17 protein-coding genes are annotated in these 20,280 nt (G+C 49.7%); 11 read left to right on the forward strand and 6 right to left on the reverse strand.

All coding sequences use genetic code 11. The features are described 5' to 3' along the window. Positions 1–8: 8 nt before the first annotated feature. Both ACO08I_RS22425 and ACO08I_RS22430 read right to left on the reverse strand, forming a co-directional pair. Positions 9–2,330, reverse strand: a complete 2,322-nt coding sequence (locus tag ACO08I_RS22425; RefSeq protein WP_421947171.1) for an acyl-CoA dehydrogenase — start codon at positions 2,328–2,330, stop codon at positions 9–11. A 172-nt stretch (positions 2,331–2,502) separates the two neighbouring features. Next, entirely contained in the window at positions 2,503–3,300 is a 798-nt protein-coding gene (locus tag ACO08I_RS22430) for a glucosaminidase domain-containing protein (protein WP_421947172.1), read from the reverse strand. 130 nt (positions 3,301–3,430) lie between these two features. Here ACO08I_RS22430 and ACO08I_RS22435 point away from each other — a divergent pair, with 130 nt between their 5' ends. From ACO08I_RS22435 to gldN, 8 genes are all read left to right on the forward strand, one after another. Next, positions 3,431–4,150: a LexA family transcriptional regulator gene (locus tag ACO08I_RS22435; RefSeq protein WP_282779441.1), complete on the forward strand. Its 720-nt coding sequence runs from the start codon at positions 3,431–3,433 to the stop codon at positions 4,148–4,150. A gap of 120 nt (positions 4,151–4,270) precedes the next feature. After that, complete coding sequence (locus ACO08I_RS22440) at positions 4,271–4,738, forward strand: ankyrin repeat domain-containing protein (RefSeq protein WP_421947173.1); 468 nt, start codon at positions 4,271–4,273, stop codon at positions 4,736–4,738. A gap of 79 nt (positions 4,739–4,817) precedes the next feature. Further along, positions 4,818–6,869 carry a thioredoxin domain-containing protein gene (locus ACO08I_RS22445; protein ID WP_421947174.1) on the forward strand — a complete coding sequence of 684 codons (2,052 nt, stop codon included), beginning with the start codon at positions 4,818–4,820 and terminating at the stop codon, positions 6,867–6,869. Between the two features lie 26 nt (positions 6,870–6,895). Then, positions 6,896–7,870 (forward strand): PorP/SprF family type IX secretion system membrane protein, encoded by a 975-nt coding sequence (locus ACO08I_RS22450; RefSeq protein WP_160213617.1) that lies wholly within the window; start codon positions 6,896–6,898, stop codon positions 7,868–7,870. A gap of 296 nt (positions 7,871–8,166) precedes the next feature. Continuing rightward, entirely contained in the window at positions 8,167–9,408 is a 1,242-nt protein-coding gene (locus ACO08I_RS22455; RefSeq protein ID WP_421947175.1) for an SUMF1/EgtB/PvdO family nonheme iron enzyme, read from the forward strand. Positions 9,409–9,727: 319 nt separating this feature from the next. Continuing rightward, positions 9,728–10,339: a GldL-related protein gene (locus ACO08I_RS22460; RefSeq protein ID WP_044216088.1), complete on the forward strand. Its 612-nt coding sequence runs from the start codon at positions 9,728–9,730 to the stop codon at positions 10,337–10,339. A gap of 48 nt (positions 10,340–10,387) precedes the next feature. Then, complete coding sequence (locus tag ACO08I_RS22465; RefSeq protein ID WP_282779434.1) at positions 10,388–12,016, forward strand: GldM family protein; 1,629 nt, start codon at positions 10,388–10,390, stop codon at positions 12,014–12,016. Between the two features lie 440 nt (positions 12,017–12,456). Continuing rightward, positions 12,457–13,323, forward strand: a complete 867-nt coding sequence (gldN, locus tag ACO08I_RS22470) for a gliding motility protein GldN (protein ID WP_044216084.1) — start codon at positions 12,457–12,459, stop codon at positions 13,321–13,323. 265 nt (positions 13,324–13,588) lie between these two features. Here gldN and ACO08I_RS22475 read toward each other — a convergent pair whose 3' ends face one another. Beyond that, the gene (locus ACO08I_RS22475) at positions 13,589–13,927 is read right to left on the reverse strand and encodes an ArsR/SmtB family transcription factor (protein WP_044216082.1); all 339 of its coding nucleotides are present in this window, start codon (positions 13,925–13,927) and stop codon (positions 13,589–13,591) included. A gap of 387 nt (positions 13,928–14,314) precedes the next feature. Beyond that, complete coding sequence (locus ACO08I_RS22480) at positions 14,315–15,193, reverse strand: AraC family transcriptional regulator (protein WP_282779429.1); 879 nt, start codon at positions 15,191–15,193, stop codon at positions 14,315–14,317. Positions 15,194–15,357: 164 nt separating this feature from the next. On the opposite strand from ACO08I_RS22480, the gene ACO08I_RS22485 reads away from it, so the two are divergent. After that, a complete protein-coding gene (locus tag ACO08I_RS22485; RefSeq protein ID WP_282779427.1) occupies positions 15,358–15,903 on the forward strand; it encodes a hypothetical protein in 546 nt (181 codons plus the stop codon). A 91-nt stretch (positions 15,904–15,994) separates the two neighbouring features. Here ACO08I_RS22485 and gndA read toward each other — a convergent pair whose 3' ends face one another. Then, positions 15,995–17,407 (reverse strand): NADP-dependent phosphogluconate dehydrogenase, encoded by a 1,413-nt coding sequence (gene gndA, locus ACO08I_RS22490; RefSeq protein ID WP_282779426.1) that lies wholly within the window; start codon positions 17,405–17,407, stop codon positions 15,995–15,997. Further along, on the reverse strand, positions 17,400–17,855 hold the full coding sequence (locus ACO08I_RS22495; RefSeq protein ID WP_421947176.1) for an RpiB/LacA/LacB family sugar-phosphate isomerase: 456 nt from the start codon (positions 17,853–17,855) through the stop codon (positions 17,400–17,402). The genes gndA and ACO08I_RS22495 overlap by 8 nt, the downstream gene beginning before the upstream one ends. 111 nt (positions 17,856–17,966) lie before the next feature. On the opposite strand from ACO08I_RS22495, the gene zwf reads away from it, so the two are divergent. After that, positions 17,967–19,469 (forward strand): glucose-6-phosphate dehydrogenase, encoded by a 1,503-nt coding sequence (zwf, locus tag ACO08I_RS22500; protein WP_282779423.1) that lies wholly within the window; start codon positions 17,967–17,969, stop codon positions 19,467–19,469. Between the two features lie 26 nt (positions 19,470–19,495). Next, on the forward strand, positions 19,496–20,221 hold the full coding sequence (pgl, locus tag ACO08I_RS22505; RefSeq protein WP_282779421.1) for a 6-phosphogluconolactonase: 726 nt from the start codon (positions 19,496–19,498) through the stop codon (positions 20,219–20,221). The last annotated feature ends 59 nt before the right edge of the window (positions 20,222–20,280 follow it).

Raw genomic sequence — 20,280 nt, forward strand, 5'->3', positions numbered from 1 at the left:
AAGAGTTTTCATGATTTATCTTTGGATTGTACGATTGCGGCCCCGAGTAGTGGATTGGGAATTGCGAATGCCTCTACGTACACATTAGCCCACGTTCGGGCTTCTGCGCACAGCCGGTCCACTTCACTGCGGATAGCCTTGGTTTTGACGCCAAGCATGTAGTCGCTTTCCAGGTACCAGCCTTTGTGGGACTCTATGGTGTGCAAAGCATAAAGCTGATATAATGTACGAAGAGCGGTCTGAGCCGTTGCCGGCATATCCTGCCGGAGTGCTTTTTGAAAAGCAGCCAGGGTCACCCGGTCCACGTAAGCCTCGGCAAGGGCAATCATATGAGGCTGGCACTTCATGGCGGCTTCATGAGAAGGCATACCTGCTTTGATGTGCCCCCGTAAGCGTTGCCCTAAGGAAGCCGTAAGCCGGTTCTCTCTGAAATCAAAGGCACTACTGTGAAATTCTTCGCTGAGCAGATGCCCTCGGCTGGTGTTGCGCACGGCGAAGGGGTTCTGCTCCGTGACCGCTGTGGTTACCCGGTTGGAAACATAACGGAGTAATGCCAGGTTGCCTTCTTCATTAAAGGCTTTTTTGAATTTCGATAACAGGCCCTTGGCCACGAGCTGCGCCAGTACCGTGTTATCCCCTTCAAAGGTAGTGAAGATATCGGTGTCGGCTTTCAGGTCGGCAATGCGGTTCTCCCAAAGGTAGCCTTTGCCCCCGCAGGCTTCCCGGCATTCCTGTAAGGTTTCGGTAGTAAACCAGGTGGCGGCGGACTTCAGCCCGGCGGCCAGGCTTTCTATTTCCCGCATGTCCTCTTCTTCGTGAGCTACAAAACGCCTGCTCAGTTCCATTAAGGCAAAATGCAGAGCATAGGCTTTAGCCAGCTTTGGCATCAGGCGGCGCTGATGGCTCGGGTAGTCAAGCAATAAGGTTTCCGGTTCGTTCTGACGGGGCGCAAACTGCCGCCGTTTGAGTGCGTATTTAATGGCTATGGTTAGTCCCGATTTGGCAGCGCTTAAGCCAGCCCGGGGTACGCATACCCGCCCGCCTACGAGTGTGCCCAGCATGGTGAAAAACCGGCGGGCCGGGCTTTCGATAGGGCTGCTGTACTGACCTTCTTTGGAAACATCACCGAACCGGTTAAGCAGATTGGCCCGGGGCACTCGAACTGCATCGAACCAGATGCGCCCGTTGTCTACGCCATTGAGCCCCAGTTTGGTACCGCAATCCTCCACCCGTATACCGGGAAGGGTGGCTCCGGATTTGTCCCGTAATGGGACCAAAATAGCGTGGATGCCATGGCTTTCCCCCTTTACAATCAATTGCCCAAATACGGTGGCTAATTCCCCATGAAGAGCATTGCCTATGTACTCTTTGCCAGATTCTTCCTTTGGAGAGTGTACTACAAATTCTTCTTTTTTAACATCATAGGTGATGGTGGTCTCCAATCCGCGTACGTTTGAGCCATGACCGGTTTCAGTCATGGCAAAGCATCCCAGTAGTTCCCCTTTACCGATGGCTTCAAGGTATTTTTTGTGATGGGGGGCGGTGCCCAGTTGCTGTACGCTACCGCCAAATAATCCAAATTGTACGCCAAATTTGATAGCCAGGCTGAGGTCGTGGTAGCCCAGCATTTCAAAGACTGTGGCGTAGGTGCCCATATCCTGTTGCCCGCCCTGGGCAAATGGGTAGGCGAGTGCGCCAAAACCTTGCTCAGAGAGCAGGTTGAGCCACTGCAGTACCTGCTCCCGGTGGGCGTTCCTGCCGCTGTATTCCTTATATCGGAAAACAGGGTCGGAAAGGAAGGTGCGCATCCGGTCTCTAATATCGCCGAAGTCTCCATCGAGCACCGCTTTCAGGTCTTGATGGGATGGCGTGCCCGGTGCCTGCCCTTCCGGGTCGGGCTCTGGCAGATTGAAAATGAACCGGTGCGTATCCAGGCTGACCTGCCCAAGAGCGGCTTCAAATGCTGTGAGGTATTGTAAAATTTCTGGTGAATCCCATTGCTCCGGCTGCTCGCTTGCCTGTTGAGCCATATAAAGGCCCAGCTCTGCAAGGGTTTGTGGTTTGTCGGCAGGCAGTTGCCCGGCTGCCCGTTGCAATTCGACTTCCCAATAGCGAAAAAGATGAGGAGAAGGAGGGCGGGTAGGCTGTCCCCACTGAAGTAGCGTCGTTTTATCTTCAGCGGTTAGGAAAGGCGCTTCCTCTGCCAGCCGGCGCAGCATTTTTATTTCAGTAGGTGTAAGGATATGGTCCGCCCAGGCGGTATACAAAATAGGTACAAGCGATTGAACGCCGGGCGCGTAATTCAGATTGAAGCTGGAATAAGTGGACATGAGCAACGGGATTTATTTGCAATAACACTGTCTGGGAAAACATGTTTTTGGATAGGGGCGCATTAAGAAGGTGGTAACACGCTTTTGGGCTCCTGGCAAAAAAAAAGGCCGCCCCGCATATGGGGCGGCCTGCTTCAATCATGAGAAAACCACTTAATGAGAAATTCTTAGGCTAATCCAGTTTGTCCAGTTGGTACTGATGAATGACCGCCATTAATTTTTCTGCATAGCTTTTATCACTGACCAGGTCCGATTGCTGCAAGGCAGCAGCCCAGTCCGTTGCCGGCGCTTGCCGACCGGCTAATTCAGGGAAATACCTGACCAGCATCAGGCTGTGAGCACGCCAGTTCTCCCAGGCGCTGTCGAAAATACGGTTGGCCAATGGAGCACCAAAGTGGTTGTGCCGGGATTTTGCTGCTTCGCTCAGCCCTGCATGGCTTTCCAATATGGCTTGTGCCATTTTAAAGCTGGCAGGTATACCGTATTTATCTTGCTCTGCCTGTGCAACTTTGCCGAAGCGCTCCACATAGGCCACTACCTGGTTTTGGGACACGGAAGGCAGTTGGGCAGCGCTCGTTTTCAGGGATATGGGCTGAGCCAGCGACATCTGTTCGGCCTGCCCGTCCGCTTCACGGTCATCAGAAAAACGGGACACCGGCGACTTCATATTGATCGAAAACTGTATGTTTTTCTGAGTCAGGATAAAGAAGGCGATTGCGGCCAGCGCAATTTTGAACCATGGCAGGCGGACCTCGCTCAACGTACCACCGGTGGCCTGGTGAAAACGGAACCGCAGTGCGGTAAATAGCTTTTGGAGGCCAACGCCAAGCTTATGCAAGAGCTCTTGCAGAGTCGGCAAATGAAGGGCAGGGCGGGAAGAACGGCTAAGCACCTTTTCCTCACTGGACTGGCGGGCGGCAGTCTGCTCCTTCTCCCGCACGGCATACTTATGTTGTTGGTAGGTAGGCATATGAATTAGGTTTTTTGCAAAACGTTTTGTATCTTTCGCAACAAATTGAGTTATTGTTTCATCTCTTGCTACAAATATAAAACAATAAGTTTTTAAAAAGCAAGTTTATTTTAAAACATTTTCATTTAAAATGGCAGATTTTTCCGACCACATTGTAAATCAGCGCTTTAAGGATGTTTACTATGAGCTGGAGCGCCTGAACCTAATCAAAGGTAAGTCTGATATTGCCAAGCATTTAGGGACTTATAATCACGTCATCAATAGTATCCTGAAAGGGCAACGGAATATAACAGTTGATCAGTTGCACCGGCTGTTTGAAACTTACGGTGTCGATGCGAACTACCTTTTTGGGATTGCGGATGATATTTTTGCCGATGGCGCAACCAAGCCGGGAGAAATCCCGGTGCGCTCCATTAATGAGCGACAAATGGGCAGCCGGAGCAATATCACTCTGGTTTCTGACCAGGCCATGGCTGGCTACGCACTTGAGCATCAGGATAGCTCCTACCTGAAAAATCTTACCAAGTTTTCCATCCCTAACCTCGATGGAGAACTGATCGCTTTTGAGATTCAGGGGGACAGCATGATGCCGACCATCACTAACGGAGACCTCGTCGTATGCGACCCTATCGAAAGAGGGGAGCCTTTGCGGGATAACCATGTTTATGTTGTGGTTACGGACTCTGTTGTGGCCAAGCGGATTCAGCAGGTCCGCGAAGGAGACCGGGTCACCAGCCTTCGGTTGATTTCTGATAATGACCACGTATACAAGCCTTACACGGTGGAGCTGGAGGAAATCCGCCAGATCCTTAAGGTCAAATGCCGGTTGACTTCCTATGCGATTGCCTGAATTCGGGTTATAGACTGCAAAGCGTTACTGCTTCCTGTATCGACAGAAGAACTTACAGGGTGAAACGGGCGTTATCTTGGCGATATCTGAGATTTAGAAACCAACTACACATGACGCTCTATGAACGAAAAACTGTTCGATGCTATCCGGTCCAATGACCTGGAAGGCGTAGCTGCAGCAATTGAGTCTAACCCCGAATCCATTAATATTCCTGATCAGCGTGGTTTCCCGCCTTTGGTGCTTTCCACCTATACCGGTAGTCAGGCTATAGCGGAGTTCCTCCTGGAAAAAGGTGCCAATATTAATGCACAGGATGCTTCCGGGAACACCGCGCTGATGGGAGTGGTCTACAAAGGGCACAATGATATTGTAAAGATGCTGCTGTCCAAAGGTGCCAACGTGAATATTCAAAATCACACCGGTGCCACAGCATTAACATTCGCTGCAACATTTGGGCAGGCCGACATCGCCCGCATCTTGCTGGCCCACGGTGCGAATACGGTAGTGAAAGACCATAAAGGGCATTCCCCCATCGATCATGCCCGTATGCAGGGTAATGACAACCTCATCCAAATTTTGTCTGCCTGATTCAGGCTTCACTGGAATTGGATTGTCCGTGAACTACAGCTGCTGCCTTCCCGTTCTTCCATAAAGCACTGCTTTATATATGAATCGACTACGGCAAGAAACGAGCCCATACCTTCTGCAACACGCTAACAATCCTGTCCATTGGTATGCCTGGAAACCAGAGGCTTTCGAAAAGGCCAAAGCGGAAAATAAGCCAATTCTGGTTAGCATAGGCTACAGCACTTGCCATTGGTGCCACGTAATGGAGCGGGAGAGTTTCGAAGATGACAAAGTTGCCGCTTTTATGAACGAGCATTTTGTCAACATTAAAGTGGATCGTGAGGAACGGCCTGATGTCGATCAGATTTATATGGAAGTTTGCCAGGTGATAAACGGAAGCGGTGGCTGGCCCTTAAATTGTTTCCTGCTGCCTGACCGCAGAGCTTATTTCGCAGGCACTTATTACCCGCCCCGGCCAATGCATAACCGCCCCTCCTGGATTCAGGTACTACAGTATATGAAAGATGCTTTTCATGACCGGTATGAGGAAGCGGAAAAGCAGGCTGGCCGGCTAATGGACTCTGTGGCTGGAAGCGACACCATATTTCTTAAAGAGGACCTTTTGAATGTTCCTTCGGAGGAACTTTTCTCCACGGGTGGCCCCAAAGCCATTTACGAAAACCTGGCACAATCGTTTGATCGCAAACACGGCGGCTTTGGCAGTGCACCGAAGTTTCCCGGTACGATGGGGCTGCGGTTCTTACTGGAATACGCTTACCTGTCAGGTGATGAAGCGCCGCTGCAGCACTTTCATTTTTCACTGAGTCAAATGATACGAGGCGGTATTTATGATCAGCTTGGCGGCGGTTTTGCCCGCTACGCCACTGACCGGAAATGGCTGGTGCCTCATTTCGAAAAGATGCTGTACGATAATGCCCTTCTCGCAGGGTTGCTGGCGGATGCCCATAGGCACACGCCCAATCCACTTTATGAAACCACCTTACGGGAAACGTTGGGCTGGGTCAAACGAGAAATGACCAGTCCGGAAGGTGGCTTCTACGCTGCACTTGATGCAGACTCAGAAGGGGAGGAGGGGAGGTTTTATGTTTGGTCTTATGAGGAGGTGCAAGAATTGCTGGGCGATGATGCTGAGGTGTTTTGTTCGTTTTATGACATCACCCCGGGCGGCAATTGGGAAGGCACCAATATTTTGCACCGGCCGGTTTCTAATGATGATTTTTGCACCGCTCGCGGACAAGATCCGCAAGCATTACAGGCTACCCTCGCCGCCGGCCGCATGAAGCTGTTCAATTCCAGGGAGCAGCGGGTGCGCCCGGGGCTTGACGACAAAATTCTGTTGGGCTGGAATGCCATGATGACTACGGCTTATGCCAAAGCCTATGCAGCAATTGGCGAGCAGGACTATCTGGATACAGCAGTAGCCAATATTCAGTTCCTGCTGGACAAGTTCAGGCAGCCCGATGGTGTTTCCTTTTTCCACACTTACAAGGAAGGGATGGCACAATATGATGCCTTTCTCGACGACTACGCCCTTCTTATTGAAGCCCTCATCGAGGTTTATCAAATCAATCTCGATACAGCACTTTTGCGTCAAGCCGGAGACTTATGTGGGTATCTGATGGACCACTTCCTTGATTCCGGGCATAATTTGTTTTATTTTACTGGTCAGTCCCAGGAAGATATCCCGCTTAGACGAAGGGAGCTTTACGATAGCGCGACGCCTTCCGGCAACTCTACAATGGCTCACAACCTGCAAAAGCTCGGGCTGCTGTTGGGCAAACCGGTCTTCAGTCAATTAGCCGTGGATATGTTGCGGGGCGTGAAAACTTCTGTAGAGCAGTACCCCAATTCTTTCGGGCGCTGGGCGAACGCGTTATTATACCAAAGCTATCCCTATTACGAAATAGCTTTAGTAGGGCAACAGGCTGCTGCTAAAGCCATACATCTGCAACAATCTTTTATCCCGAATGCTGTTGTGATGGCATCCGTAACAGCAAATGAAGACTGGCCTTTGCTGGCTGGCAGGGGTACTGGTGGTGACACCAATATATATGTGTGCCAAGAATATGCCTGTAAACGCCCCGTTGATACGGTAGCAGCAGCGCTTGAGTTGCTAAACAACAACGGATGATCATCAAAATTTCAAACCCGGCAAGCATGAAGCATTTATTGACAATATTTCTGGTTACGCTGATTACCGGTATAGGCTGGTCTCAGCAGGCTGCTCAGTACAGCATGTTCATGATGAACAAATTTAACTGGAACCCCGCCTATGCAGGGATGGAGAACTCTCTGGTCGCTACAGGCATCTACCGGTCGCAGTGGCAGGGCCTTCCCGGCAATCCGGTTACTCAAAATATCGGCGTGCACCTGCCGGTAAGCGTGATTAGAAGCGGCTTTGGGTTGAACCTGGAGAATGACGAACTGGGGGCCCGGCAGCGCACTACCGGATCCCTATCCTACAACTATCAGGTGGAGCTTGGCCGCTGGGGCATCCTTGCTGCAGGCGGCAGCGTGGGGTATGCCCAGCGCACCCTCGATGGTGCCGCACTCCGCACACCGGATGGCGACTATTCCCCTTCGGATGGAATCCTAATTCATAACGATGATCTTCTGCCGGTCACTGCAGTCTCAGGCAGTGCGCTCACTTACGGAGCAGGCCTTTATCTGCTGACGGAGCGGTTTGAAGCCGGTTTAGCCGTCCGTAACCTTACTGAGCCGGTTACGCCGGTTGGGGACGCACTAAGTATCCGCCTTTCCCGGGCTTTCTTCTTTAATGCGGAAGGCCACTTCGACCTCAGCTCTATGGTCAGCTTCCATCCGGCGTTGTTGGTGCGTTCAGACCTGATACAGACCCAAACTGATATTGCTGCCCTTTTTCATTACAACGACAATATAATAGCAGGGGCTTCGTTTAGAGGTTACGACAGCAATTCGATTGATGCTGTAGCGGCAATCGTTGGCTTCAAGCTGAGTGATAATATCACAGTAGGTTATGCCTATGACTTTACGCTGTCTACTTTGAATCAGGTGAGCAATGGCTCGCACGAAGTTATGGTCAGCTATAATCTGAATAAATCGCTGGGTACCGGCCGTCCACCCAAGATCATTTATAACCCACGTTCCCTCTGATTTTGAGTGGGAAGGCGTGAAATGACAGATGTGGCTCGGTGGTCCGGTTCTTTTCTAAAAGGAAATTGGCAGGGCAGAATTATTTTAACCACAAAAGTGGTTGCATTGATTCGAGTCTGTTAAACAGCGGGAGCCTGCTGTACCAGCCCTTTTCAAAATGTAAGCTGCCCGGCTTTTCGTGGGCAGAAACAGAAAAGAAAAAAATTAATTTTTGATAAGATAGGCAAACAGCCTATATTTACGACTGCGTTTATTAGACCGCATTATATATTCTGAAGGAAAACAAGGGTGTTAACATGAAACAATTAATCAAGCTTTCACTAGTCTTGCTAGTGTTTGTTGCCGCGTCCTGTGGCAGCAGTGAAAACGGCCAGCTGGTAGGTGTATTAGACCGCCCGGACTGGAAAGGAATTAATCCATATGGAATGGTTTACGTACCCTCCGGTACGTTACACATCGGCCCATCTGACCAGGACGTTAGTAATACGTTCGTGCAGCGTCAGAAAGCCATCTCTATTCAGGGATTCTATATGGATGATACCGAAATCACCAATAACGAATACCGCCAGTATGTAAACTGGGTCCGGGATTCATTAGCTCACTCTTACCTCGACCACTACGTCGAAACCGAAGACGGTGAAGAGCGGATCGACTGGGAGTATGAAATCGACTGGGAAGACGAAACCCTGGAAGATTTGTACTATCAGGGCGATGACCGTTTTGCTGGTAAGAAAGAACTCGATGCCAGTAAGCTGGTATTCGAATACGAGTGGTTCGACTGGCAGAAGGCCGCACATGATCAGGGGCGTTCTCCGCGCAATGCCTTCATTCAGCGCCGCAAGGTGAATGTCTATCCGGACACGCTGGTATGGGTTCGTGATTTCGCCTACTCTTACAACGAGCCAATGACGCGGAACTATTTCTGGCACCCTGCCTTTGACGACTACCCGGTAGTGGGTGTGGACTGGCATATGGCGAATGCTTTCGCTTACTGGCGTACCAAGCTGTGGAATACTTACGCGCTGACACGGGGCGATGGTATCAACTCTGAGGACTTCCGCCTGCCAACCGAGCACGAGTGGGAATATGCAGCACGCGGTGGCCACGATGTAGCGATGTACCCATGGGGTTTGTACTACACTCGTAACGCTAAGGGATGTCTGCTTGCCAACTTCAAGCCTGGCCGTGGTAACTACCCTGAGGACGGTGGCTATTACACAGTGCGTGCAGATGCTTACTTCCCTAACGATTTCGGCCTGTACAACATGAGCGGTAATGTTGCGGAGTGGACAGTAACCGCTTACTACGACAACGCATATTCTTTCCTGCATGACCTCAACCCCGATATCCGCTATGATGCAAAGGATGATGATCCTGAAGCGTATAAGCGCAAAGTGATTCGCGGTGGTTCATGGAAGGATGTTGCGCATTTCCTTCAGACTGGCACACGCCATTGGGAGTATCAGGATACAACGAAGTCCTACATCGGGTTCCGTTGTGCACTGACTTTCCTGGGTCGTTCACTGAACGATTTCTAATGATAACACCATAATTATTATTGGATGCATGCTTTGAATAAGAGGCATGCATCCAATATGTTTTTGGTTATCTCCTCTATCTATAAGCTCACCTCATCATTTCATCAAAGCTTTTCTCACGCCTCAGACAAGTCTGTAATTGACGCTGTTTTGAGGGGCATTTCTTTAAATGTCCGGTTTGATTGCTGGGAAAAAGCGAAAAAAATTATTGAAGCCTGTAACCAATCAGGAGCAGTGCATTATGTGGTAGAGTTTGGAGGAATCAATCTCCCAAATTGCTAAGAATTTAGATCATCAAAACTATTAAAAGAGAACTAAGATGAGTTTCTTGAAGTCAAAAGGGTTTAAGTACATTAAAAACCTGATCATCGGTCTCGGTGCATCAGTGGTATTGATGGGTGCACTTTTTAAGCTGGAAAGCTGGGAAGGCGCTTCCGAAATGTTGATCATCGGTCTGTCCGTTGAGGCATTTATTTTCCTTTTCCTCGGTCTTATCGGCCCTGAGCCTGACTACTACTGGGACAAGTTGTACCCAGGCCTGAGCGATTACAGCTCAAATATTGCACCACTGACGGCCGGCGGCACTCCTAATACTCCTGCAGCAGCTCCTCTGAACGGAGAAGTTGTGGAGCAGCAGCTTGGAGGCATGCTCTCTGAATTGCAAACCATGTCCAAAAGCTTATCTTCATTAAAAGCTTTACAGGAGGTGGACTTTTCCGGTACGAGCGATCAGATCAAAGCCATGAGCAACTTCTACTCTAAACTGAATGAAGCAATGGCTGACCTGTCTGACTCACTGGAAGACACCAAGCAATACAAGGAGCAGCTCAACGCACTCAACCAGAACATCGGACAGCTGAACGGCACTTACGCACAGCTGAACAACGTGTATGGCAACGTAATCTCTGCCATGTCAAACGTTGGCAAATAATCTGAGTTGACGCATCCCTATTTTTGAATTTTCTAAAAGCTATATAGCATGTCAATACCTAAGGAACCGCGGCAGCTCATGATTAACCTCATGTATCTGGTGCTGACCGCGCTACTTGCCCTTAACGTATCGGCCGAGGTAATGAATGCTTTCTTTACACTGGATGACGGTAACAAAGAAAGTATCGCAACTGTAGAGTCTCAGTTGGAGCAAACAGTAGGCGGGCTGAAAAGCCTGCTTAGCGACGAGTCCAAAGCCAAGTACCGCCCAATCGAACCTGCCGTGGATCAGGTTCGTGAAACCATTTCCAGCTTCAACAGCTACGTCAATGATCTTCGGGATAATCTGATTGACTCCGCAGGTAACCAAAACGGTGAAGTGGATGATGATGACTACACCGAAAGCTATGGTAAGGTGGTCCCAAAGGGTAAGAAAAACAAAGATATCACTACCCGTATGCTTGTCGATGAAGGCCGTGGGGAAGAACTCAAGGCTGAAATCATTAAGACAAAGGATCAGCTTGTTAAGATCTATACGGAATTGCTCCGCAACCATGGCAAAGCCTTCGGTCTGAAAGAAGCAGAAATCAACAACCGTATTGAAAACATCGGTAACAACCTGCCATTCGGTATCGATGACGAAACCTGGAAGGCAAGCAAAGACAAGAACAGCTGGGCGGACTTTAAATTCCGTCAGATGCCCCTTGCTGCTGTACTCCCGCTTATGAGCCAGATGCAGTCCGATGCAAAGAGCTCCGAAGCTGCACTGATCAACAGTATGGCTGAGCTGGCCGGTGGACGTGTGGTTGAGTTTGACTCTTTCTTCCCGGTCGTTCAGGCTGAGAAAGCCTACGTTATTAAGGGTGATCCATTCAAGGCAGAGATTTCTGTAGGTACCTACAGCTCTCAGATCAACCCGGATGACATCAATATCTACGTTAACGGCAGTGCTGTTTCTGTAGGCGAAGGCGGAAAAGCGGAGTACACCACCCGCACCACCTCTACAGGTAACAAGCAGCTGAAGCTGAAAGTAGAAGTCCGTAACCCGCTGACCGGCGAAGTATCAGAAGGGGAAAGCATCTACGAATATGAAGTAGGTACCCGCTCTGCAACCGTCTCTGCGGATAAGATGAACGTATTCTATATTGGTGTGGATAACCCGGTATCTGTTTCTGCTTCCGGTGTGTCTTCCAACGATCTTGATGTTCGGGCTTCCGGTTGTTCTATCCGGGCAACAAATAAAGCCAGTGGTAAGTATGTGGTCACTGCAGATAAGCCAGGTGACGCAAAAATCATCCTTTCTGGTGGTGGTCTGCCTAGTACTACATTTGACTTCCGCGTCAAGAAAATTCCTGACCCGGTTGCCCGCCTTTCTCAGTCTAGCGGTGGAACCATGGGTAACGGTACCTTCAAAGCGCAAGGCGGTGTAGGAGCATTCCTGGATAACTTTGACTTTGATGCCACTTGTCAGATTCAGGGCTTCACCCTGGTTTATGTGGCTTCCCGTCAGGACCCTGTTGAAGTAATCAACGCCGGCGCACGATACAATGATCAGTCCCGCCGTTTGGTTAATCAGGCTAAGCCGGGCGATATCTACTACTATGATGATGTGAAGGCTCGTTGCCCTGGTGATAAAGTGGGCCGCCCGATCAACTCAATGGTATTTAAAATTAAGTAAGGTATTTTTACCTTATCGAATTTAGCTGCTTCAGCCAGCTCTTCAAACGGGAGAGCTGGCTGTAGTCAGCTCAGCCTGAAAGGGCTATAATATATTGAAAATCCGAACGGTAAGAATTTCTGTTATTTTGCACAGGTTGTAAAATAGCAGCTATAAAATCGCCGTTAGTTCTAATACAGGAAAGCTTTGATGGTTTACCATGGAAGCTGGTGCGTAGCAGAAAACTATACATCCAATCTAGCCGGAATAATTCCCAAGAACGCACCACTGTAACAGATTAGTTTATTTTTGCGGTCATCTGGTGGCGCGAAAAGGAAAAACGTGGTGTTAATCCGCTGCTATACTTTCTTCCTTCATAGGAAAAGCAGTATTTTTCGCATCCTAAGGCTTTTGGCCGTGGTCAAATTCTCGTTCAAACAAATTAAATTAAAAAATCAGCCATGAAGATCGCTCTGAAATTTTTCAGCTTAGGATTGTTGATGTTCTTCCTCGCTGGTCCGCTTAATGCACAGACCCCCGATAACATCATCATGACTGAGTCAGGGGAGATGAATGCGGACAAGCCCCTCGATGATATCGTAGAAAAGCGCCTGACCTTCGAGAAGCGCGTTTTACCTTACGACCATATCCGTGAGGCAGACATTTTCTGGGAAAAGCGCATCTGGCGGGTCATTGACGTACGTGAGAAGATGAACCTTGCTTTCGCTTATCCTGAGCGCCCGTTTTTCACCATTTTGATGGAAGCTGCTGAAGCTGGTGAAATTACTGTTTACAGCACTGAGGACGATAAGTTCTCTATTCCCCTTACGCCCGATGAGGTAGCTTCAATGGGTGCCAGTGTGGATACCATCGCCACCGTAGACCCGGAAACGTACGAAGAGACTTTCCAGGTTGTTCGCAACGAAGTTGACCCTACTGACGTCAAGCGTTATCGCCTGAAGGAGATTTGGTTCTTCGATGAGGAAACCTCTACCATGCAGGTACGCATCCTCGGTATTGCACCGCTTATCGAGGAGTTTGATGATAATGGCAATTTCAGATATGAGCGCCCTATGTTCTGGGTTTACTACCCTGAAGCTCGCGAAGTACTGGCAAGGGAGCGCGTGTTCAATATTGCCAATGACTCCAGCCCTATGAGCTACGAGGACCTGTTTGAGATGCGGTTCTTCTCAAGCTATATCTATAAAGAGTCTAATGTATTTGACCGCCGTCTTGAAGATTACCTCTCCGGTACAGACTTACTTATGGAGTCAGAACGGATCCGTCAGGAGATCTTCAACTTTGAGCACGATCTGTGGTCTTATTAAGGAAATAATTTGCTTTAGTGTAGGCAGCAAAAGGCTGGAGAAATTATTCCGCTATTGCTGCTGAAGCTAGGTTTGTAAAATGAAAAAGCGGTTTCGGATTCAGGTCCGGCACCGCTTTTTTATTGCTTTGAACTGTAACAGCTACAATCAGATCGTGGCATAAACACACAGGGTCAAGCTGGGGGCATTGACAAACAGAAATGAACTTCCCAAAGAAGTCATGAAAAAAGTATGCGCTTATTGAAGGAAAAGAAGGCTAGCCTGATTAAGAAGCCAGCTCATCCACCAGGCGGGAAATTTGCGCAATGCGGTCCCGGTTTAGCGAATAGTTGATGAACTTGCCCTGTCGCTCCGTATCAACCACTCCTGCACGCCGCAGAATAGCTAAATGCTGTGAAGCGACAGACTGTTCAAGTCGCAGTTTGATGTAAATATCGGTTACAGTCATGCTTTCGCTTTCTTCCAACAGCCCGATAATCCGCTGACGCAGCTTATGGTTGATGGCGCGCAAAACCAATACAGCTTTTCGCAGCTCGGCATAATCCAGTGTGATATCGCTATCGCCCTGATTTAGTGTTACGGTTTCGTTCTTCTGTTTTCTCATATCAAGCTATTTTACATATTAAAGAAACTCTTCAAGTCAAATGCAATTACTATGCCAAAAATGAAGACGTTTCTTTTACTGTAAAATGATTTAGTTTTCAGATCGATCGGGGAAAGGCAGGGTTGGTCGCAACTGTGCTTTTGTTTGATGTTGATTGCCTCTCGGAGCTTTAGGTTCAGCAGGCTTCGCGTTGGTAGTCGCTAAAGATTAAGCTCACAAGCCGTTAAATCGACTTATTAATGTAGTGTCTTTACAAAAGTAAAAAAATATTCACATAAATGAAATGTGTAATAAGGTCTTATCGTCTATTTTTTTAAGAGTCATGCATAGAACCTGGCTAGATATGAAACTTTTTTCTTATTCGTAGAACCTTTTTTGGTGCCGAGCTCAAAAGCTGTGGGCAGCAGCCCTTTTCCGGTAATCGGAGGGGCTTAACCGGTGAGCCTTTTTGAAAGCTGCACTAAAGTGGGATAAATCCTGGAAGCCACATTCAAAAGCAATTTGAGTGACTGGCAGCCCGGTATGTTCCAACAGGTGCGCACCGTGTTCAAGCCGGCGTTCGTGCAGCCACCGGCCGGGCGGTTGGGCATAGGCTTCTTTGAAGTCTCGCTTAAACGCGGAAAGACTGCGCTGGGCCAGTTGGGCAAATGCAGACATCGGTAAATTGAGCATGAAATTCTGCTCCATTACAGAGGCAATAGTAGGCTTGCTCTGTAGCAGTCCATTCAGAAATAAAGCAAAGCTTGCGTTTTCAGGCTCAGCAATCAGGTTGAGCAGTAGTTCTTCCAGTTTGAGGGTAAGGCCCCGGCGGCGGGCTTCGTTGAGGGGCGTGTTGAAATAAGGCAGTACCGCATGGTAAAACTGGCTTACGGGTTCCGTGATGTGCAACCGGATCGCCGGTGCCTGACTGGCCCGGTTGGGGCTGGGTAGCAAATCCGCATGCCGACGGGCAAACTGCTCCAAAAAAGGTTCGTCCAGAAAAAACAGGACACTCTGGAATACCCCCTGATCAATAGGTTTTTCAGACATCAGATAGCTGCCCTTGCGCAGGAATAGGGCTTTGTCCGCCGTTACAGGAAATTTGGCGCCTCCAGCTTCGACAACCTTCTCTCCCTGCAATACGAAAACGATAAAGTGCTGAGAGGACCAGGTGCGTATTCGGTTCATCTGTTCATAGGACCGGTACTCAATAAACCGGAACCCTTCCTCTACTTCTATCTTAGGGAAATCGCGGCTGGACTTAAAAAACTGGTCTAATTGATGCATGAAATGTTATTGTAATATGGTGATCCGGGCAAACCTTAACCAAATACAATTGCTAAAGATGTGTTAAGGTTCACTCAAGTTTAGACTTTTTATTAGGCCTCCTCTGGTTTTCTCAGTCCAATTCTTAATTTTATGCCATTGTTTTAATCTAAAACTAAAACCTTATGAAACAATCTGTAAAACTACTATTGCTGGTAGGTGTTTTTGCACTCGCAGGTCTTACCAAAGCTCAGGCGCAGGTCGATGTAATGGTTAACCCGATCGGTCTTCTGTTTGGTAACCTTAGCGCAAGTGCTGATTTCATGTTGAAAGACAACTTCAGTGTGGAGGGTCAGATCGGGGTAGGCTTCGGAGACGATGGAGCATTTGACTATTTCAACCTACCGATCACAGCTTATGGCAAGTATTATTTTAATCCGGATGACGGTGCAGATAAGTTCTATGCCAGTGCATTTCTACGTTTCATAAACCGCAGTTGGGACGGTAACGATAATGCTTTTGTCTCGGAATATTCCCAAACTCGTGTTGGTTTAGGTTTCGGCGTTGGTTATAAAGTCGTAGGCAATAGCGGGATCGTTTTTGACCTAGGATTTGGTATAGGGCGAGCCTTTATTGATAACGTGAGTATTGACGATGAAACCAACGTTGTCGATTGGCCGGAAATCATGTTCACGGGTAAGTTGGCGATTGGCTATCGTTTCGGCGGATAAGTCCTTTCCCACATCAACCTTATAATAAACCCCTTTGATCGCAGTAAATGCCTGATCGAAGGGGTTCGTTTTTTGCGCTCCTACCGCTTGCCTACTCCCATGCTGTATGAAAAACACCTTCCCGGTCCGTCCGCTCGTAAGTGTGCGATCCAAAAAAGTCGCGTTGTGCCTGTACCAGGTTAAGCGGCAGGCGCTCATCCCGGTAAGCATCAAAATAATTCAGAGTGGAAGATAGGGCAAGAGTGGGGATACCAAACTGTGTAGCAGTCTGAATAACGCTCCTCGCACCACGCTGCCCGTAGAGCAAAGAACTTTGGAAGAGTGGCGACCGCACCAGGTTGTTCAGTTCCGGTTCCTGCTGATAGGCCTGACGCATATCCTCCAGTATCTCTGCCCGGATGATACACCCGCCCCGCCAGATCTTGGCTACCGTTTGCAGGTTTAGGTTGAAATTATACTCCCGGGAGGCTTCTGCCAGCAGGTGCATGCCCTGTGCATAGGTGATCATAAAGGCAAAGTGAAGAGCTTCCCCCACCTGACTAACGAGTTGCCCCTGATCTACAGCCGGGTAGCTTTCAATAGACCGGCTATAGCGCGGGGCGGTGGCCGTGCGTTCTGCCTTTAAGGCGGATAAGCCACGCATAGTCACTGCCGCATCAATGGTAGGTACCGGGATGCCAAGGTCCATTGCGTTTTGGGAAGTCCATTTGCCTGTCCCTTTCTGCTTGGCTTTGTCCAGGATTTTATCCACCAGCCATCCCTCGCCCTGATCATCCGGTTGAGCAAAAATCTTGCTGGTGATTTCAACGAGGTAGGACTCAAGGGCACCCTCATTCCACTTTTTGAAAGCTTCATGTAGAGCGGGGTTGTCCAGCTTACCTGCATTTTTGAGGATGTCATAGGCTTCTGCCAGCAGTTGCATCAGCCCATACTCTATGCCATTGTGTACCATTTTGACGTAGTGCCCGGCAGCGCCATTGCCCAGGTGCGCCACGCAGGGCTCGCCTTTAGCTTTGGCCGCCACCGCCTCCAGAATAGGCGCCACCAACTGATAGGCTTCCGGGGCTCCCCCCGGCATGATACTTGGCCCCCGCCTTGCGCCCTCTGCACCACCGGAAACCCCCATGCCCATGAAGCGGATGCCTTTGGCCTTGAGCTGTTCAAAGCGGCGATCGGTATCCGGGAAGTAGGAATTCCCTCCGTCAATGATCAGGTCCTTATTATCGAGGTGGGGGAGGAGGGATTCAATGACACTGTCCACAGCTTTGCCAGCCGGAACCAGCAGCATGATTTTGCGAGGTTGGGCGAGTGCCTTTACGAACGTGGCGGTGTCCGTTGTGCTCATCACGGGCTTGCCTTCTCCTTCTTTTTTCAGTGCTGCTGCTTTTTCAGCATCCAGGTCCAGCCCGGCAGCTGAAAAGCCATGATCAAGCACATTGAGGATGAAATTGCGGCCCATTACACCCAGGCCAATCATACCGAAGTCGTATCCTTTATTATCCATTGTTGGCATTTTCGATTTGTTGAAGTTTTTGCAGCCTGCGGTTATGGCGTTCTTCACCGCTGTACTGCGCTTTTGCGAAAGCAAAGACCAGTTCCCGGGCCAGTTCAGGGCCTATGACCCGTCCACCAAGACAAAGCAGGTTCATATCATCGTGCTCCACCCCCTGCCGGGCAGAGTAGGTTTCAGTGATGAGGGCTGCGCGGATCCCTTTTACCTTATTGGCCACGATCGCCGCGCCCACTCCGCTGCCACACACAGCAATACCCCGGTCGACTTTGCCGATAGCTACGGCTTTAGCCAGTGGGTACACCAAATCCGGATAGTCGTCCCGGGCATCGTAGGCTTGTGCCCCAAGGTCCGTCGTCTCGAAGCCCGCCCCGCGGAGCCATTCAGTAATTTGATTTTTAAGGTCGAAGCCACCGTGGTCGGCAGCGAGTCCAATCTTCATAGGTAATTCATATCAGTATTAGAACTTTACTGGTAGTCCAGCCTTTTGTTTAAACAGGGCTGTGCAATCCTGGTTGCATGCCCCTGCTCGATTTCATCAAAAAACAACCCTATGGATCCACAGGTTTTTGTGATTTTCGGTGCTTCCGGCGACCTGGCCAAGCGCAAACTGCTCCCGGCAATTTATGAACTCTACTGCAGTAATTTGCTGCCTGAGTCTTTCGCCGTGCTGGGCGTCAGCCGTACGGACTACAGCGATGATGCATTTAGGCAGGAGGTTTTTACAGATAATGAGTTCATTGAGGACAGCAAGAAGCAAGACTTTGCCCAAAAATTGTTTTACGAACCCATTGATACCCTCGAAGCTAAAGATTATCCCAAGGTGCGCCAACGCCTGGAGAAGATCGACGAACAAATGGGTACATCGGGCAACTATGTCTTCTATTTGTCGGTACCACCCCGCCTGTATACCGAAATCCCGAAGTACCTGGCCCAGGAAGACCTGAACAAGAAGGAGGGTAGTTTCCGGAGGCTAATCATTGAGAAACCTTTTGGTTACGATATGGAATCTGCCCAAAGCCTGAACAAAAGCCTGCAGCAGCACTTCGACGAAGATCAGATTTACCGTATTGACCACTATCTGGGCAAAGAGACCGTGCAAAACCTGCTGGTGACCCGCTTTGCCAATGGCATCTTTGAACCACTGTGGAACCGCAATTACATACACCATATCGAAATCACCTCCGCTGAAAAAATTGGTGTGGGCGACCGGGGCGGCTACTACGACTCCTCCGGTGCACTGCGGGATATGGTCCAAAATCACCTGCTGCAAATCGTGGCGCACGTGGCTATGGAGCCGCCCATTAATGCAGATGCCGGGTCCATCCGCAGTGAGAAGCTCAAGCTTTTCAAAGCCTTGCGCCCTATCGCAGAGTCGGAGGTAGGCAAGTACGCCATTCGGGGGCAATACATCGGTGCGGATATTGGCGGTAAGCACATCAAAGGCTACCGGGAAGAAAAAGGCGTGGGGGACGACTCTATGACTGAGACCTACGTGGCCCTGAAGTTCTTTATTGACAACTGGCGCTGGGCAGGCGTGCCTTTCTACATCCGAACCGGCAAGCACCTGCCTACCAAAGCCACCGAGGTGGTGGTCTATTTTAAGTCGCCTCCTCATCATTTGTTCCGCAGCAATGAAGAAATGATGAATATGAACAATCAGCTGATCATGCGTATTCAGCCCGACGAGGGGCTGCTGCTGCAATTTGGTATGAAAGTGCCCGGTGCCGGCTTCAACGTGAAGAACGTAGAGATGGACTTTCACTATTCAGACCTGACCGATGCCCACGTGCCCGAAGCCTATGAGCGCCTGATCCTTGATGCTGTGAAGGGAGACGCGACCCTCTATGCCCGGGGCGACAGTGTGGAAGAAGCCTGGCGCTTTGTGGACCCGATCCTGAACGCATGGAAGAACAATCCGGACATCAAGTTATTCGGATATCCGGCCGGCACATGGGGCCCCGATGTGGCAGACAATCTAATTGAAGGTGACCGGGTAAGCTGGCGAAATCCCTGCCGAAACTTGACAGACTCCCGGAATTTTTGCGAACTTTAACAGCACACACAAAAACCTAAAGCCGTATGCACATCCACATTGCAGATACTCCCGGGCAGGTGGCCCGTAACTTCGCTGAGTTTTTTGAGAAATGGCTGGCTGAAAAAAAAGAGCCGGTGAATATCGCCCTTTCGGGGGGGAGCACTCCCGCTGTGTTGTTCCGGCTCTGGACGGAGGAATACCAGGACCGGATAGATTGGGAGAAAGTCCACTTTTTTTGGGGCGATGAACGATGTGTACCTCCGGATGATGCCGAAAGCAATTTCAAAATGGCAGATGATCTTTTCCTGACGCCGGCGGGCGTACCTTCCTGCAACGTTCACCGTTTGCGCGGGGAGTTGCCAGCTGAGGCCGAAGCGGGACGTTACGGGGAGGAGATCAAGGAGTGCCTGCCCATGCAAGAGGGATGGCCGGTATTTGACCTCATTATGCTGGGTATGGGCGGAGACGGACATACCGCCTCTATATTCCCTCATCAAATGAATTTACTGGAGGCCGAAGATGTTTGTGCTTTGGCGCAACACCCTGTAAGTGGTCAGGAACGGGTGACCCTTACGGGCAAAGTGCTTAATAATGCCCGGGAAGTCGCCTTTCTGGTCACCGGGCAAAGCAAAGCGGAAAAAGTTTCTGCTATCCTTAATGGTGAGCCTGGGGCATCTGAATACCCTGCAGCTCATGTACAGCCTGCCCACGGGCAGCTGCACTGGTTTATGGACCAGAAAGCGGCAAAGGGCGTGGATGAGAAGGTCTGACCGCTTGAACTGGTGCCGCCGCCGGAAGTTCGGTCAGGCTGTCGGCATCTGTGTAGCTT

This window comes from Phaeodactylibacter xiamenensis, from assembly GCF_965229835.1.
Taxonomy (GTDB): Bacteria; Bacteroidota; Bacteroidia; order Chitinophagales; family Saprospiraceae; genus Phaeodactylibacter; species Phaeodactylibacter xiamenensis.

What these genes read in the sequence shown, in the direction of transcription:
- ACO08I_RS22425 (WP_421947171.1), bottom strand. Translation starts at nt 2,330, where the DNA reads ATGTCCACTTATTCCAGCTTCAATCTGAATTACGCGCCCGGCGTTCAA.
- ACO08I_RS22430 (WP_421947172.1), bottom strand. Translation starts at nt 3,300, where the DNA reads ATGCCTACCTACCAACAACATAAGTATGCCGTGCGGGAGAAGGAGCAG.
- ACO08I_RS22435 (WP_282779441.1), top strand. Translation starts at nt 3,431, where the DNA reads ATGGCAGATTTTTCCGACCACATTGTAAATCAGCGCTTTAAGGATGTT.
- ACO08I_RS22440 (WP_421947173.1), top strand. Translation starts at nt 4,271, where the DNA reads ATGAACGAAAAACTGTTCGATGCTATCCGGTCCAATGACCTGGAAGGC.
- ACO08I_RS22445 (WP_421947174.1), top strand. Translation starts at nt 4,818, where the DNA reads ATGAATCGACTACGGCAAGAAACGAGCCCATACCTTCTGCAACACGCT.
- ACO08I_RS22450 (WP_160213617.1), top strand. Translation starts at nt 6,896, where the DNA reads ATGAAGCATTTATTGACAATATTTCTGGTTACGCTGATTACCGGTATA.
- ACO08I_RS22455 (WP_421947175.1), top strand. Translation starts at nt 8,167, where the DNA reads ATGAAACAATTAATCAAGCTTTCACTAGTCTTGCTAGTGTTTGTTGCC.
- ACO08I_RS22460 (WP_044216088.1), top strand. Translation starts at nt 9,728, where the DNA reads ATGAGTTTCTTGAAGTCAAAAGGGTTTAAGTACATTAAAAACCTGATC.
- ACO08I_RS22465 (WP_282779434.1), top strand. Translation starts at nt 10,388, where the DNA reads ATGTCAATACCTAAGGAACCGCGGCAGCTCATGATTAACCTCATGTAT.
- gldN (WP_044216084.1), top strand. Translation starts at nt 12,457, where the DNA reads ATGAAGATCGCTCTGAAATTTTTCAGCTTAGGATTGTTGATGTTCTTC.
- ACO08I_RS22475 (WP_044216082.1), bottom strand. Translation starts at nt 13,927, where the DNA reads ATGAGAAAACAGAAGAACGAAACCGTAACACTAAATCAGGGCGATAGC.
- ACO08I_RS22480 (WP_282779429.1), bottom strand. Translation starts at nt 15,193, where the DNA reads ATGCATCAATTAGACCAGTTTTTTAAGTCCAGCCGCGATTTCCCTAAG.
- ACO08I_RS22485 (WP_282779427.1), top strand. Translation starts at nt 15,358, where the DNA reads ATGAAACAATCTGTAAAACTACTATTGCTGGTAGGTGTTTTTGCACTC.
- gndA (WP_282779426.1), bottom strand. Translation starts at nt 17,407, where the DNA reads ATGGATAATAAAGGATACGACTTCGGTATGATTGGCCTGGGTGTAATG.
- ACO08I_RS22495 (WP_421947176.1), bottom strand. Translation starts at nt 17,855, where the DNA reads ATGAAGATTGGACTCGCTGCCGACCACGGTGGCTTCGACCTTAAAAAT.
- zwf (WP_282779423.1), top strand. Translation starts at nt 17,967, where the DNA reads ATGGATCCACAGGTTTTTGTGATTTTCGGTGCTTCCGGCGACCTGGCC.
- pgl (WP_282779421.1), top strand. Translation starts at nt 19,496, where the DNA reads ATGCACATCCACATTGCAGATACTCCCGGGCAGGTGGCCCGTAACTTC.